Genomic DNA, 14,925 nt, shown 5'->3' on the forward strand with positions numbered 1-14,925 from the left:
GGGTCGCCATGTGGTCGGGCACACATGTGCGGTTCAGGTGAGCCGGACGTTACTGGTCGGTAGCTTTCGCGGGAACGGGTGTGTGAAAAAGTCCACGCTTTACTTAACGATCATTCAGTCGAGGTGGCCCGCAACGGCCGCTCAGTGGCCGTGGCCGGGCTCCACCAGCTCCACGAGCACGCCGCCGGCGTCCTTCGGGTGCACGAAGTTGATCCGCGAGCCCGCGGTGCCGCGCTTCGGGGCCTCATAAAGCAGGCGTACGCCGCGCTCACGCAGGGCCGCGCAGGTCGCGTCGATGTCGGCGACCGTGTACGCCATCTGCTGGATGCCGGGGCCGCTGCGGTCCAGGAACTTCCCGATGGGCGAGTCGGGGCGCAGGGGCGCGAGCAGCTGTACGGCGCCGCCCTCGGGGCTCGGCCCGACCTGGAGCATCGCCTCGCGTACGCCCTGCTCCTCGTTGGTCTCCGTGTGCACGCAGGTCATCCCGAACGTACCTTCGTAGAAGGCGATGGCGGCGTCGAGATCCGGCACCGCGATGCCCACGTGATCGATGCGCAGCAGACCCACGAGCTGTGACGGAGTGCTCTGTGATGAGGTCGACAGGGATCCGGGTTCGGTCATGCGGTTAGTCTGACCGAACCATCGTTAAGGCGATACGTGAACCAGGCCACTCGGAGGGGTACACCATGACTTCTGTGATCGTGAGCGGAGCGCGCACCCCGATGGGCCGCCTGCTCGGCAACCTGAAGGACCTGTCGGCCACGCAGCTCGGCTCGGTTGCCATCAAGGCCGCCCTGGAGCGCGCCGGGGTCTCCCCCGACCAGGTGCAGTACGTGATCATGGGCCAGGTGCTGCAGGCCGGCGGCGGCCAGATCACCGCCCGCCAGGCCGCCGTGGGCGCCGGCGTGCCGATGAGCGTGCCCGCGCTCACCGTGAACAAGGTCTGCCTGTCCGGCCTCGACGCGATCGCGCTGGCCGACCAGCTCATCCGCGCCGGTGAGTTCGACATCGTGGTGGCCGGCGGCATGGAGTCCATGACCAACGCCCCGCACCTGATGATCGGCCAGCGCACCGGCTACAAGTACGGCGATGTCGTGGTCAAGGACCACATGGCCCATGACGGCCTGTCCGACGCCTGGGACGACTGCTCCATGGGCGAGTCGACCGAGCGCCACAACGGCCGCTACGAGATCACCCGTGCCGAGCAGGACAACTTCGCCGCCGCGTCGCACCAGCGCGCCGCCGCCGCGATCAAGGACGGCCGCTTCGCCGAGGAGATCGCCCCGGTCACCATCCCGGCCCGCAAGGGCGACCCGATCGTGGTCAGCGAGGACGAGGGCGTACGCCCCGACACCACCGCAGACACCCTGGGCAAGCTGCGCCCGGCGTTCGCCAAGGACGGCACCATCACCGCCGGCTCCTCCTCGCCGATCTCCGACGGCGCGGCCGCGGTCGTGGTCATGCGCAAGGAGAAGGCGCAGGAGCTGGGCCTGACCTGGCTTGCCGAGATCGGCGCGCACGGCAACGTCGCGGGCCCGGACAACTCGCTGCACGCCCAGCCCGCCAACGCCATCAAGCAGGCGCTGGCCAAGGAGGGCCTGACCACGGCCGACCTCGACCTGGTCGAGATCAACGAGGCGTTCGCCGCGGTCGGCATCCAGTCCACCCGCGAGCTGGGCATCGACCCTGAGATCGTGAACGTCAACGGCGGCGCGATCGCCCTGGGCCACCCCATCGGCATGTCCGGCGCCCGCCTGGCCCTCACCCTGGCCCTGGAGCTCAAGCGCCGCGGCGGCGGCACCGGCGCGGCCGCCCTCTGCGGCGGCGGCGGCCAGGGCGACGCCCTGATCCTCAAGGTCGCCCCCTGACCCACCGCGCGGCGGGCCTCCCGCGTCCCGCGCCTCCACCCGTGGCGCAACTCTTGAAGAGTCGCGGCTTCCGGTTGCCCGGAATGCCGCGACTCTTCAAGAGTTGATGCGCACATCCACATGCTGACCTGTCCCGCCGTCCTTGAATGGTTGAGTTGATGAGCGAGTTGAGTACGCCGTTTCTGTCGCCTGTGCCGCAGCGGTCGGTCACTGAACTCGTCGCGCGGGCTCGGGAGGGTGAGGCCAGGGCGGTCGCTCGGCTGATCACGCTGGTGGAGTCGGGGGCGGCGGCGCTGGCGGAGATCGCGGCGATGCTGGCGCCGACCGCGGGCGACGCGATCGTCGTCGGGCTGACCGGCTCGCCGGGCGTGGGCAAGTCGACCACCACCAACGAACTCGTGCGCGCGTTCCGGGCGGCGGGCAAGCGGGTCGCCGTGCTGGCGATCGACCCGTCCAGCCCGTACACCGGCGGCGCGATCCTCGGCGACCGGATCCGCATGCAGGACCACGCCACCGACCCCGGCGTCTACATCCGGTCCATGTCCAGCCGCGGCCACCTCGGCGGCCTGTCGGCGGCCACCCCCGCGGCGGTACGCGTGCTGGCCGGCGTCGGCTTCGACGTGGTGCTGGTGGAGACCGTCGGCGTGGGCCAGGCCGAGGTGGAGATCGCCTCGCTGGCCGACACCACGCTGGTGCTGCTCGCACCCGGCATGGGCGACGCGATCCAGGCGGTCAAGGCCGGCATCCTCGAGATCGCCGACATCTTCGTCATCAACAAGGCCGACCGCGACGGCGTGGAGGCCACCCACCGCGACATCCAGGGCATGATCGCCCTCGGTGGGTCGGACCGCGGTCCCGGAGACTGGCGGCCGCGCGTGGTCAAGGCCGTCGCGGCCAGGGCCGAAGGCATCGACGGCATCATCGCCGCGATCGAGGAGCACCGCACCTGGCTGGTCGACACCGACCAGCTGACGGTCCGCCGCCGCCGCCGGGCCGCTGCCGAGATCGAGGCGCTGGCCCTGGGCCAGCTGCGCGCCCGCTTCGCCGAACTCCCCGGTGCGGGCATCGCCGCCCTCGCCGACAAGGTCGTCGCGGGCTCCCTCGACCCGTATGCGGCAGCCACCCAGCTGCTCGACGAACTGGTCTGAGCGGCACCCGTCGCCGGTCCCGCCGTCCGCCGGGCGCGTCGACCGGTGGCGACGCGGCGCGCAGCGGCACGGGTATAGAGGTCTCGCCGACTTTGCTCTGCACCCATTCGCTTGCTCTGCACCCGCGGACGCAACGGTCGATCGAGGGTGTCGCTTACGCTCCGTGAGCAGGTGAATCCGCCTGGAGAGCTGCTCGGACGCGGGTTGGCAACGAAAGGCGAAGCGACTTCACGGACGGACTGACCAATCGCTAAGGTGTCGGGGCACATAGGGCTCTTACGCGTGGAGGCGATGGTGACCGGTTGGTCCGTCATGATGCGGGGCATCCGGCACCGCTCCGGCCGGTCGCTGGTGGTGTTGTCGCTCGCGGCCTTCGCCACCGCCGCGGCGGTGCTTGCTCCGGCGTACGGCCGCGCCGCGCAGCAGTCGGTGCTGACCGATGCGCTGAGTGCGGCCCCGGCCAGCGCCGCCGCGGTCACGGTGACCGCCGAGGGCAGCGCCGACACCGCGGAGGCGGCACACCAGCCGGTCGGTGACACCCAGTCGACCGTGAACGGCGCGCTGGCCAAGGCGCCGCGTCTGGCCGCGGTGCTGGACCGGCCCGTCGGCTCCGTCAGCACCGACACGTCGCTGACCGCCGGCGGCTCCCGCTTCGCCGCCCGGCTGGCCTGGCACCAGGGCGCCTGCGCGCACCTGCGGATCACCGGCGACTGCGCCATCGACGCCGAGCAGGTGCTGCTCAGCGAGCGCGCCGCGGCCGAGGCCGGGGTCGAGGTCGGTGACAAGGTGTCGGTACGCCCGGCACAGGGTGACGCGGCGCTCCGGTCGTACGAGGTCGTCGGGCTCTACACCCCGCTCGCCCCCGACGAGGCGTACTGGGGCAACAACGGCTACTTCGCGCAGGCTTCGTCCGGCGGGGAGGGCGCGGCGCGCCTGGACGCCGTGTTCGCCGGCGCCGAGGACGACGTGCGGCTGGGTGACGCGGTGCCGGTGACCCTGTCCGTGATGTACCCGCTGCGACCCGAGCAGGTGCGGCTGGACGACGTCAGCGCGCTGCGCGGCGAGCTGGGCACACTCGGCTTGGCGCTGAACGGGTTCGAACTGCAGGTCGAGACGGCCCTGCCGTCGATCGTCGAGGACGCGGCCAAGGACCAGGACGCGCTCGCCCGGACCGTGCCCATCATCGCGGTGCCGCTGGTGCTGCTGGCCTTCGTGGTGCTGCTGCTGCTGGTCGCGGCGCTGACCGAGGAGCGGGGCCCGGAGCTGGCACTGGCCCGGCTGCGCGGCTACGGCAGCGGCGGCACGATCCGCTTCGGACTGGGCGAGACACTGCTGCTGATCATCCTCGGGGCTCCGCTGGGCCTGGCGGTCGGGCTGGGCGCGGTCGAGCTGGCCGCCCGCTCGGTGCTCGCCCAGGGCGTACACGTCGAGGTCCGGTGGCCGGTCTTCGCCGCAGCGGCGGGCGGCCTGCTGCTCGCCTGTGCCGCCGCCTGGCTGGCGGCCCGGGCCACGCTCGGCCGCAGCGTGCTGGGCCTGCTGCGGCGCGTGCCGCAGCGCGGCACCTGGCGTGCGGGCGTGCTGGAGGGTGTGGCCGCGGCGCTGGCGATCGCCTCGCTGGCCGCGGCGCTGCGTGACCGGTCGGCCCCGCTGGCGCTGCTGGCTCCCGCCGCGCTCGCGATCGTCGCGGGCGTGCTCGCCGGCCGGTTGCTGAGCCTCTGGTCGCGGGCGCGGCTGGGCCTGGCCCGCCGCCGCGGCCGGCTGCCCGCCATGCTGTCGGCGGCGCAGCTGTCGCGCCGGCCCGGCGCGGCCCGCACCGTCGCGGTGCTCACCGCCGCCGTCGCCCTGCTCACCTTCTCCGCGACCGCGTGGGACGTCGCCGCGGACGCCCGCGCCCAGCGGGCCGACGACGCGGTCGGCGCGCCGACCGTCTACGCCGTCTCCGCGGAGCATCCGCAGGCGCTGGTCAAGGCGCTGGCCACGGCCGATCCGACGAACCGGTCGATGGCCGTGGTGCGCGTCGACGAGCTCTACAACAACCAGCGGGTCGAGCTGATCGGGGTGCAGTCCGAGCGGCTGCCCGCCGTCGCCATCTGGCGCGGGTACGACGCCGCCGGGCTGTCCGCGCTGGCCGGCCGCCTGCGTGCCAACGTGCCTCAGGCCGCCGAGGTCGGCGCCCAGCTGAGTGCACGGGTGTCGGTGAGTGCGCTCGGCAAGACGCCGACGCGCCTGGGCGCGGTCGTTTCCTCGCCCGGTGAGCCGCCGAGCATCGTCTGGCTGGGCCGGTTGCGGGAGGGCGCGCGCACCTACACCGCCGCCGCGCCGGCCTGCGCGGGCACGCCGTGCCGCCTGGTGGGCCTGGCCGTCTCCCGGCAGACCGGGGAGAGCGGCCCGGTGCAGGTCCAGCTCTCCGTCAGCGAGCTGAGCTCCGGCGGGCAGGCGCTGCCGGTGCGCTTCGCCGAGTCCGCGGCGTGGCGGTTCCTGGTGGACCGCACGCCCAACGCGACCGTACGGGTCACCCCCGGCCCGCAGCTCGGCCTCAGCGTGAACTCGGCCGACCAGGGCGACGTGCTCGTCTCCTACCTGGACACGCCGAAGGAGCTGCCCGCGGTGCTGGCCGGCCCGGCGCCGAGCAGCGACGACCCGGAGCACTTCGACCTGCCCGCGTTCGCCGAGGCGCCGCAGTCGTTCAGCGTGCTGGAGAAGGCCGCGGTGCTGCCCCGCGCGGGCGAGCGCGGCCTGCTGTTCGACCTGGACCTGGCGACCCGGGCGGCCGCGGTGACGCAGGGCCTGTCCGACGCGAGCGACCTGCGCTATGAGGTGTGGGCCGCGCCGGACGCCCCGACCGACCTCGCCGCCAAGCTCGCCGGCCAGGGCGTACGCGTGCTGCGTACGGAGACCGTGCCGGACGAACTGGCCCGGCTGGGCCGCCGCGCCCCGGCGCTCGGGCTGCGGCTCTACCTGCTGGCCGGCATCGCGGCCGCGCTGCTCGCACTGGGCGTGCTCATGCTCAGCACCCGGCTGGGCGCCGGTGACCGCCGCGCCGAGCTGGCCGCGCTGCGCATCACCGGCGTACGCCCGAACGTGCTGCGCCGCGGCCTGCGGCGGGAACGATTCGCGCTGATCGGCCTGCCGATGATCGTCGGTCTGCTGGTCGGCCTGGGGGCCGCGGCGCTGATGCTGCCCGGCATCCCGCTGGTCACCGTCGGTACGGCCGGTGCGCCGAACCTGACCGGGGACGTGCTCGGCACGCTGGTGCCCGGCCTGACCCTGGACGCGCTGCCGCTGGCGATCGCCGGCGCGCTGCTGGTGCTCGTGGTGGCGGTGCTGCGCGGCGGTCGGCTGGTCAAGCGGGCCACCCCCGAACTGATCCGAGGAGGCGGCCGGTGAACGGCACGGTTACCTGTCGGGGCCTGGTCTACATCTACCGGCTCGAGGGATACGACGTGGTCGCCCTGGGCGGGGTGGACCTGGACATCGCGCCCGGCGAGTCGGTGGCCCTGCTGGGCCCGTCCGGCTCCGGCAAGTCCACGCTGCTCTCGCTGCTGGCCGGGCTGATCCGGCCGGCCGCCGGGCGGGCCACGGTCGGCGAGACCGACCTGGCCAAGGCGTCCGAGGCCGAACTGGCCCGGATGCGGGCCACCGAGGTCGGCGTCGTGCTGCAGGGTGCCGAGCGCAACCTGCTGCCGTACCTGACCGCCGAGCAGAACGTGCGCTTCGCCCAGCGCGCAGCCCGCTCTCATGGCGTCCGCGATCTGCCCGCCCCGCGCGACGTGCTGGCGCTGGTCGGCCTGCTCGGCGTACGCGGACGGCTGCGCCAGCGTCCGCACGAACTGACCCCCGGCGAGCGGCAGCGCCTGGCCCTGGCCGTGGCGCTGGCACACAAGCCGGGGCTGCTGCTCGCCGACGAGCCGACCAGCCAGCTCGACTCGGTCGCCCGCGACGAGGTCATCGCCGCGCTGGAGTCGGTGCGCCGGGCCGGCACGACGGTCGTCGTGGTCACCCACGACCCCGAGGTCGGCGCGGGCATGGGCCGCCAGGTCACCATCCGTGACGGGCGGGTCGGCGGCGAGGGCCGGCTCGGCGAGGAGTTCGCCGTGGTCGGCCGGGACGGCTCGGTGCACCTGCCGCCCGACGTGCTGGCGATGCTGCCGCCCGGCACCCGGCTGCGGGTCCACCCGCGCCCCGACGGCACGGTGCTGCTGGCCGCGGCCCACGCCGCCCAGCCGGGCAGCGAGATCGTGTCGGCCGACGAGTACGAGCCCGAGGACGACGCGACCGCCTACTCCCGGCGCGGGCAGATCGTCCCCGACTACAGCCGTGAGGTGGCCTGATGACCCGGATGCTGCTGGCCGATCGGATCACCATGGCGTACGCCAAGGACCGGGCGGTGCTGCGCGACATCACCGTGGCCGCCCAGCCGGGCCGGATCCTGGCCGTCACCGGCGCGTCCGGCGCGGGCAAGACCACGCTGCTGTGGGCGCTGGCCGGGCTGCTGAGCCCCGTCGAGGGCCAGGTCACCCTCGACGGGACCCCGCTGCGTGACCGCGACCAGGCCGTCACCCAGGGCATCATCCTGATCCCGCAGCACAACGGTCTCGCCCCGACCCTTACCGCGGCCGAGAACATCCTGGTCGCACTGGTGTCGGCGGGTGTGCGGGCCGCGGACGCGCGCCGGCTCACGGCGGAGGCGCTGGAGCGGGTCGGCCTGGCCAACCAGGCCGAGCAGCTGGTCGAGGAGCTGTCCGGCGGGCAGCAGCAGCGTACGGCGATCGCCCGGGGCCTGGCCCTGCGCGGCCCGGTGCTGCTGGCCGACGAGGTCACCAGCGAACTCGACGCCGCCAACCGCCAGACGGTGCTGACCCTGCTGCGCGCCGAAGCCGAGCGCGGCGCCGCCGTCGTCTTCGCCACCCATGACCCGCAAGCGGCGGCAGCCTGCGACGACGAACTCCACCTCGTCGACGGCCACGCCGCCGCCCCCGTCCACTGACCCCTCCTCTCTTTCGCGACTCTTGAAAACGTGCGGCCTCCGAAGGACTCGGAGGCCGCACGTTTTCAAGAGTTGTCGCAGGGGAGAGGACGGTCAGCGGCTGTAGATCTCGAACTCCCAGAGGGAGTAGCCGTAGGTGGTGGCGCGTTGGACGCCCTGCATGCGGACGTAGCGGGCGTTGACGGGGGTGAAGGCGTTGTTGTCCACACCGCCGTTGCCGGTGGTGGTGGACCAGGCGGTGGTCCAGGTGCTGCCGTCGGTGGAGACGTCGATGCGGTACGCGCGCCCGTACGCCGCCTCCCAGCGCAGGATGGTCCGGCCTACGCTGCGTACGCTGCCCAGGTCGACCGTGATCTGCCTGCTGTCGGCGTAACTGCTGCTCCAGCGGGTGGTCGGGTTGCCGTCGACGGCGTTGCCGACGGGGTAGAACAGCTGGCTGCCGTTCGCCGAGACCGGGCGGCCCTGGGCCAGGTTGGTGATGTCCTGGCCGCGCCTGGCCGGGAACGACACCACCTGCTGGTAGGTCGGCCGGTTCTGCCAGGCGGTCAGCGGCGCGGTGATGCCGCCGAGGGCCGACTGCAGGATGGCGTCGGCACACCACTGGTCACCGGCGGCGCAGTGCTCGTCACCGGGGTAGACGGCGCTCGCCGCCTGTCCGTTGGCGCTGCCCAGGGTGGACAGCAGCACCGAACGGCAGGTGCTGAGCACGCCGTTGCCGCAGTACGTACGCCCGAGCCCACCCGCGACCGGGTCGCCGAGCACGGTCCGGATGTCCTTGTCGACGTATCCCCACCAGCCGTGCTGGAAGGAAGAGCCCTTGTGGGCCTGGCCGGCGTTGAGCGAGCCGGGCAGGCCGGAACCGGGCCCGTTCTGGCCGCCGGACGGCGACTCGTTGATCGACATGGCGTCGACCAGGGCCCCGTAGAGCCCGTCGCCGAGCGCTGCCTGGAACTGGCCGCTGACCAGCAGCGGCCACCAGGCGTCGAAGATCCGGATCGCGTCGGCGTGGGCGTACACCTTCGAGCCGGGGGTGGTCTCCACACGCCGGGCGCCGGACTGCTGCCAGGCCTTGAGCTTGCCGACCACGGTGGCCAGCGCGGGGTCGGTGACGGCCTGGCTCTCGATCACCCGGAGCAGGTCGTCGAGCACCTTCCAGCCGCGCAGGTCGGTGACGCCGGCGTTCTCGACCAGGGTGGTCAGCGAGGCCCGGGTGAACTTGTGCCCGGCGGCCAGGGCCGCCTTGACCGGGGCGTCGAGCAGGTCGCCACGGTGCACCGAGCCGAAGCTGAAGTCGCCGTCGGCCGCGCCGAAGTCCTTGGCCTGCCGGTTGTTCCAGCTGATGTAGTAGTCCTGGTTCACCGACTGCGGGTGGGTGGCGTTGGAGGCCCAGGTCGCCGAGTTGGTGTCGGCCTGGTAACCCAGCCACTCGTACGCCGCGTCGCCGCGTACCGGCAGGTTGGGGTTGTGCCCTGCGGCCCGGACCGGGTTGCTGCCGGACATGAAGTAGGCGGTGTCGGTGGAGTTCACGTAGAACCAGTTGAACGAGTAGCCGACGTTGCCCGCGGCGGTCTTGAAGTCGGCGGGGGTGCCCATCGCGGCGGGGTCGTTGAACATCTGGAAGCCGATCGCGGAGTCGGCCTCGTGGCGGTAGGTCGAGCGCAGGTGGGTGAAGGCGTGCGGTGCGCCGCCGACGGTGCCGCGCCAGGCCACCAGCCCGAGCTTGGTCCGGTACGCGCGCAGTTTGTACGACCCCGCGCCAGTGGGGTCTGCCGTGCTCGGCGTCCAGGCGTTGGTGTGCGACAGCTCCTCCATCGCGGTGCACACGCCCCGGTAGAGGTACTTGTTGCTGCTCAGGGTGGGGGCGCTGCCATCGGTCGTGCACAGCGGCAGGGAGTACGTGTCGGTGATGTCGTGCGCCGCAGACGTGGCGCTCCACGCGTAGTCCTGCCCGCGGCCGAGCAGTACGTACAGGTTGAGCCCGGCGAACGCGGCGCCGCGGGCGCTGATGCCGGGGCCCTGCAGTTCCTGCACCATGAGCAGCTGCGGGGAGAAGTAGCCGGTCTGCGGCCCGAACACGGCGATCGGGTGGCCGGTGGCCGAATGCGCCGCGGAGATCACTGCGGCGTTGGACATGCCGCGGTGGGCCGGGCCGATGGTCAGGCTGCCCAGCGCCGCGGCGATGTCGGACTGCGCGGTGACCGGGCTGGTCGCCGAGCCGGTGGGGCTGGTGACGACCGGTTCGGCCACGGCGCTGCCGGCGTCGGGCAGCACCACGCCCGCGGCGTTGTCGTCGGCCGCGCCGTACGGGAAGCCGGTGCCGTCGTGGACGGTCAGCACGGTCTCGGGGTCGGTGCGGCTGCGGAACGCGTTCCACACCGCGTCGCCCTCGACCGCGCCGTAGCGGGCCCGCGCGGCCACCCGGACCAGTGCGGACTGCATCTCGCTGCCGCCGCCCCCGCCGAACAGGCCGCCGACCACGCCCGCGATGGCGATCAGGTCGGTCATCGTGAACTGGACCGGGCCGCCCGCATTGGTGACCGCGTCGAGGTGGCCGGTGAGCACGTACTCGCCGGGGCAGTTGCGGTCGGCCATGCACTTGCTGATGTAGGCGTTGATGCCCGCGATGTAGTTCTGCACGTCGGTGTAGAGCTGCGCGCCCCGGGCACCGAGCGCCTGCAGCGCGTTGACCTGGGCTTGCAGGTCCGCTTCGGTGTACGGCGAGTTGCGCCACACGCTCTGCTCCAGCGAGCGGTTGCCCGCCGCGCCGCCCGCGAACGGGGTGAGCGTGCCGCGCCCCACGTGGCGCAGCAGGTCCATGGTGAACAGGCGGTCCTCGGCCCCGGCGTAGCCGGCCCCGAACATGGTCCCGGCCCGGGTGGTGCCGGTGACGTGCGGCGTGCCGGTGGCCTTGTCACGCACCACGGTCACGTCGGAGCGGGGCGCGTAGCTGCGCTCGACCTGCCCGGCGGGCACGCCGAACGAGGCGTCGTTGAAGTACGCCGGGATCTGCTCGTCGGTGAGGCCGGCGTAGTTGTAGACCAGGTTGGCGTACCGGTCGAGCTGGTCGGCCGAGTGCGCGGGCCGGGTGCCGAACACCTGGTGGCCGAGGATGTCGACGAGGGTGGCGTTGCCGTTCTGCCCGGGCGGCAGGATGTCGGCGCACTCGGCGAGGCAGAAGTCGTTCGGGGCGAGCACGGCCGCGGCGGCTGGCGCCGAGGGCGCGACCACCGCGAAGGCACCGGCGGTGAGCAGTGCGAACGTGGCGGCGAGGGGGCGTCTGACCCGGAGGTGGGGGAGGGTGGCGCGTCGGGACATGGGGTGGATCCCTTCGGCAGGACGGAACGGGGGCCGCTGATCCGCATCGGACAGCAGGCTCACGCGCAGCCTGACGCGACGTGACCGCCACCGACGCACTTACGTGAAGCAATTTCGTGTACCGGATGGTAACGAAGTATTCACGGCGATGAAAGAGTCGTTCCTCGATCGTGCGAATGGCCGCGGACTCGGCGGGTGATCGTTCGACTTGCCGGGCAGGTGGGCGAAAGCGCGCCCAAGATACGCACAGGTGCCTGGCAAGTCGAACGATCATGGCGGGGCGCGACGGGCGCACGGGTGCGACGGGTGCGATGGGTGCGCGAACGCCACGGGTCCGCGGGGGGTTCGGCGCGGGGTGCGGCGGGGCGAGGTCAGGACAGGGCGGGCTGCTGCTCGGTGGCGGCCGGGCGGTCGGTGCGGACGGCCTGCTGCGGTACGCGCGGTGCGGTCGGGGGCCGGTGGTCGATCTGCTCGCCGAGCAGCACCCGGCGCACCACCCGCTCGCTGGCCCGGCCGTCCTCCAGGGCGCAGAAGCGCTCCCGGAACGCCGCCCGCCGCTGCCGCGCGTCCGGGCCGTCGACCGCGCCCGAGGTGAACAGGCCGACCAGCTCGTCCTGGGTGGTGGCGATGACCCCGGGGTGCGCCTCGGCGATGTCGAAGTACGCGCCGCGGGACCGCCGGTAGTACGACCAGTCCGCGGCGTAGACGGCGATCGGCCGGTCCAGCACGGCGAAGTCGAACATGGTCGACGAGTAGTCCGTGATCAGCACGTCCGCGGCCAGGTACAGGTCCTCCACCCGGGGGTGGGTGGTCACGTCGACGACCCGTGCCGCGCCGGCCGCGGCCGACGGCCGGTCCTCGTAGAAGTAGTGCGAGCGCGCCAGGATCACGGTGTCCGGGCCCAGCGACTCGGCCAGCGCGGCGACGTCGAGGTAGGAGGAGCGTGCGCCGGGGGTGCTGCCGCGATGCGTCGGCGCGTACAGGATGACCCGTTTTCCGGGCTCGATGCCCAGCTCGGCACGCACCCGGGCACCGTGCTCGGGAGCCGCGGAGACCAGGACGTCGTTGCGCGGGTAGCCGTACTCCAGCGACTCGTAGTCGCCCGGGAAGGCGGTGCGCCAGGCCTCGGTGGAGAAGGGGTTGGCCGCGATGCTGTAGTCCCACCGGGCGACGAGCTTGCGCAGCTCGGCGCTGCCCGTGCCGTCGCGGCCGGCGAAGGTGAGCCCGTCCATGCCCATGAGCTTCAGCGGCGTGCCGTGATGCGTCAGCACCACGACCGACCCCGGGCGCTTGACGATGTACTCGGGGAAGTTCGCGTTGCTGATGAAGTACTTGGCCCGGGCCATGGCCCGGAAGTACGCCGGGGACTCCTCGACCACGTAGTCGACGCCCGCCGGGATGTTCCGCACGCGGTCGGCCTTGACCACCCATACGCCGCGGATGTGCGGGGCCAGCTCGCGGGCCTTCTCGTAGATCGCGGCCGGGTTGCAGCTGTAGGCGGCGCTCCAGTAGGCGGAGTAGACGGCGAGCCGCTCGTCGAGGGGCAGGCGCAGCTGGGCGCGGTAGAGGGCGTATCTGAGCACGCGGGAGGGCTCGCGGGACACCTTGCGGGCCTTGGCGGTGATCGACCGTATCCGGCGCAGCATCGCCACGGTTCCCCCTCGCGTGTGTCGCCTGGGGCGGCGTGCCGTCCGGGCCGTCCGCTCCGTTCGCGCGGGCCAGGTGGCCCCCGCGGCCATAGTGCGCCAGAACATAACAGGACGACCCAGGCCGCGTAAACAGCCGAGGAACGGCAGGTGGCCTGGATCGGACGAGCCCGGCAAGTGACCGGCGGGTAGCGACTGGCTGAGCGATCGTTCAGGCAATCGGGCTACGCTGTGCTCGAAATCCTGTGATCCAGGTATCAGACCCCGGGAGGAAACGTGGACGCGAACGAGATCGCCGCCGGTCGCGAGCGTTGGCAGCAGCGGTACGACAAGGCGCACAAGCGCCATGCGGACTTCACCACGCTCAGCGGGGTCGAGGTCGAGCCGCTCTACGGCCCGGCCGAGGGCGTCGAGTACCCGGGCTTCGAGCGCATCGGCTGGCCCGGTGAGTTCCCGTTCACCCGCGGCCTGTACCCGACCGGCTACCGGGGCCGCACCTGGACCATCCGCCAGTTCGCCGGGTTCGGCAACGCGGTGCAGACCAACGAGCGCTACAAGCTGATCCTCGGCGCGGGCGGCGGCGGCCTCTCGGTCGCCTTCGACATGCCCACGCTGATGGGCCGCGACTCCGACGACGGCCGCTCGCTCGGCGAGGTCGGCCACTGCGGTGTCGCCATCGACTCGGCCTCGGACATGGACGTGCTGTTCGGCGGCATCGACCTGCAGAAGGTCACCACCTCGATGACCATCTCGGGCCCCGCGGTGCCGGTGTTCTGCATGTACCTGGTCGCCGCCGAGCGCCAGGGCGCCGACCTGAGCAAGCTCGACGGCACCCTGCAGACCGACATCTTCAAGGAGTACATCGCGCAGAAGGAGTGGCTGTTCGACCCCGAGCCGCACCTGCGCCTCATCGGCGACCTGATGGAGTACTGCGCGCAGGAGATCCCGAAGTACAAGCCGCTGTCGGTGTCGGGCTACCACATCCGCGAGGCGGGTTCGACGGCCGCGCAGGAGCTGGCGTACACGCTGGCCGACGGCTTCGGCTACGTCGAGCTGGGCCTGTCCCGCGGTCTGGACGTCAACGTCTTCGCGCCCGGCCTGAGCTTCTTCTTCGACGCGCACATCGACTTCTTCGAGGAGATCGCGAAGTTCCGCGCCGCCCGCCGCATCTGGGCCCGCTGGATGCGCGACGTGTACGGCGCCACCAGCGAGAAGGCACAATGGCTGCGCTTCCACACGCAGACCGCCGGCGTCTCGCTGACCGCCCAGCAGCCCGTCAACAACGTGGTCCGCACCGCCGTCGAGGCGCTGTCGGCGATCCTCGGCGGCACGAACTCGCTGCACACCAACGCCCTCGACGAGACCCTCGCCCTGCCCACCGACGAGTCGGCCGAGATCGCCCTGCGTACCCAGCAGGTGCTGATGGAGGAGACCGGCGTCGTCAACGTGGCCGACCCCCTGGGCGGCTCCTGGTACGTCGAGGCGCTCACCGACAAGATCGAGGCCGAGGCCGAGGCCATCTTCCAGCGCATCAAGGAACGCGGCACCGACGGCACCATCACCAGCGGCATCCTGCGCGGCATCGAGGACGGCTGGTTCACCTCCGCGATCGCCGACTCGGCGTACACCCACCAGCGCGCGCTGGAGGAGGGTGACAAGCGCATCGTCGGCGTCAACTGCCACACCGGCACCATCGCCAAGGACCTCGAGATCATGCGCGTCTCCCACGAGGTGGAACGCGAGCAGGTCAAACTCCTCCAGGCCCGCCGCACCGACCGCGACCAGGCCGCCGTGGACGCCGCCCTCAAGCGCATGATCGACATCTCCCGCACCGAGGCCAACATGGTCCCCGCCATGCTCGACGCCTGCCGCGCCGAAGCCACCCTCGGCGAAATCTGCGACGCCCTCCGCGCCGAATGGGGCGTCTACCGCGAGCCCGCCCGCTTCTAACACCCACCCGT

The 14,925-nt window shown here is 72.4% G+C and carries 9 protein-coding genes; 6 read left to right on the forward strand and 3 right to left on the reverse strand.

Annotation, left to right across the window (positions count from 1 at the left end; translation table 11 throughout):
• Positions 1-141: 141 nt before the first annotated feature.
• Positions 142-621 carry a methylmalonyl-CoA epimerase gene (gene mce / locus FLL47_RS11165; protein ID WP_144120400.1) on the reverse strand — a complete coding sequence of 160 codons (480 nt, stop codon included), beginning with the start codon at positions 619-621 and terminating at the stop codon, positions 142-144.
• A 65-nt stretch (positions 622-686) separates the two neighbouring features.
• On the opposite strand from mce, the gene FLL47_RS11170 reads away from it, so the two are divergent.
• The 5 genes from FLL47_RS11170 to FLL47_RS11190 all read left to right on the forward strand — a co-directional run bounded on the left by FLL47_RS11170 (position 687) and on the right by FLL47_RS11190 (position 8,003).
• Complete coding sequence (locus FLL47_RS11170; protein ID WP_144120401.1) at positions 687-1,868, forward strand: acetyl-CoA C-acetyltransferase; 1,182 nt, start codon at positions 687-689, stop codon at positions 1,866-1,868.
• Positions 1,869-2,026: 158 nt separating this feature from the next.
• Positions 2,027-3,016, forward strand: a complete 990-nt coding sequence (gene meaB / locus FLL47_RS11175) for a methylmalonyl Co-A mutase-associated GTPase MeaB (RefSeq protein WP_246157799.1) — start codon at positions 2,027-2,029, stop codon at positions 3,014-3,016.
• Between the two features lie 294 nt (positions 3,017-3,310).
• Positions 3,311-6,403 (forward strand): FtsX-like permease family protein, encoded by a 3,093-nt coding sequence (locus FLL47_RS11180; protein WP_144120403.1) that lies wholly within the window; start codon positions 3,311-3,313, stop codon positions 6,401-6,403.
• Positions 6,400-7,347, forward strand: coding sequence for an ABC transporter ATP-binding protein (locus FLL47_RS11185; RefSeq protein WP_144120404.1), 948 nt, complete (start codon positions 6,400-6,402; stop codon positions 7,345-7,347). The genes FLL47_RS11180 and FLL47_RS11185 overlap by 4 nt, the downstream gene beginning before the upstream one ends.
• Positions 7,347-8,003 carry an ABC transporter ATP-binding protein gene (locus FLL47_RS11190; protein WP_144120405.1) on the forward strand — a complete coding sequence of 219 codons (657 nt, stop codon included), beginning with the start codon at positions 7,347-7,349 and terminating at the stop codon, positions 8,001-8,003. Before FLL47_RS11185 ends, FLL47_RS11190 begins: the two co-directional genes overlap by 1 nt.
• 93 nt (positions 8,004-8,096) lie before the next feature.
• Here FLL47_RS11190 and FLL47_RS11195 read toward each other — a convergent pair whose 3' ends face one another.
• A complete protein-coding gene (locus FLL47_RS11195; protein WP_144120406.1) occupies positions 8,097-11,318 on the reverse strand; it encodes a penicillin acylase family protein in 3,222 nt (1,073 codons plus the stop codon).
• Between the two features lie 371 nt (positions 11,319-11,689).
• The gene (locus FLL47_RS11200; RefSeq protein WP_246157812.1) at positions 11,690-12,964 is read right to left on the reverse strand and encodes a CDP-glycerol glycerophosphotransferase family protein; all 1,275 of its coding nucleotides are present in this window, start codon (positions 12,962-12,964) and stop codon (positions 11,690-11,692) included.
• A 276-nt stretch (positions 12,965-13,240) separates the two neighbouring features.
• Between FLL47_RS11200 and icmA the strand changes: the two genes are divergently transcribed.
• Positions 13,241-14,914, forward strand: coding sequence for a coenzyme B12-dependent isobutyryl-CoA mutase large subunit (gene icmA, locus FLL47_RS11205; RefSeq protein ID WP_144120408.1), 1,674 nt, complete (start codon positions 13,241-13,243; stop codon positions 14,912-14,914).
• The last annotated feature ends 11 nt before the right edge of the window (positions 14,915-14,925 follow it).

It is taken from the genome of Catellatospora sichuanensis, from assembly GCF_007483665.1.
In the GTDB taxonomy this organism is placed as follows: Bacteria; Actinomycetota; Actinomycetes; order Mycobacteriales; family Micromonosporaceae; genus Catellatospora; species Catellatospora sichuanensis.

Coding starts and splice junctions, on each gene's coding strand:
- FLL47_RS11170 (WP_144120401.1), top strand. CDS start 687: ATGACTTCTGTGATCGTGAGCGGAGCGCGCACCCCGATGGGCCGCCTG.
- FLL47_RS11190 (WP_144120405.1), top strand. CDS start 7,347: ATGACCCGGATGCTGCTGGCCGATCGGATCACCATGGCGTACGCCAAG.
- FLL47_RS11200 (WP_246157812.1), bottom strand. CDS start 12,964: ATGCTGCGCCGGATACGGTCGATCACCGCCAAGGCCCGCAAGGTGTCC.
- mce (WP_144120400.1), bottom strand. CDS start 621: ATGACCGAACCCGGATCCCTGTCGACCTCATCACAGAGCACTCCGTCA.
- FLL47_RS11195 (WP_144120406.1), bottom strand. CDS start 11,318: ATGTCCCGACGCGCCACCCTCCCCCACCTCCGGGTCAGACGCCCCCTC.
- meaB (WP_246157799.1), top strand. CDS start 2,027: ATGAGCGAGTTGAGTACGCCGTTTCTGTCGCCTGTGCCGCAGCGGTCG.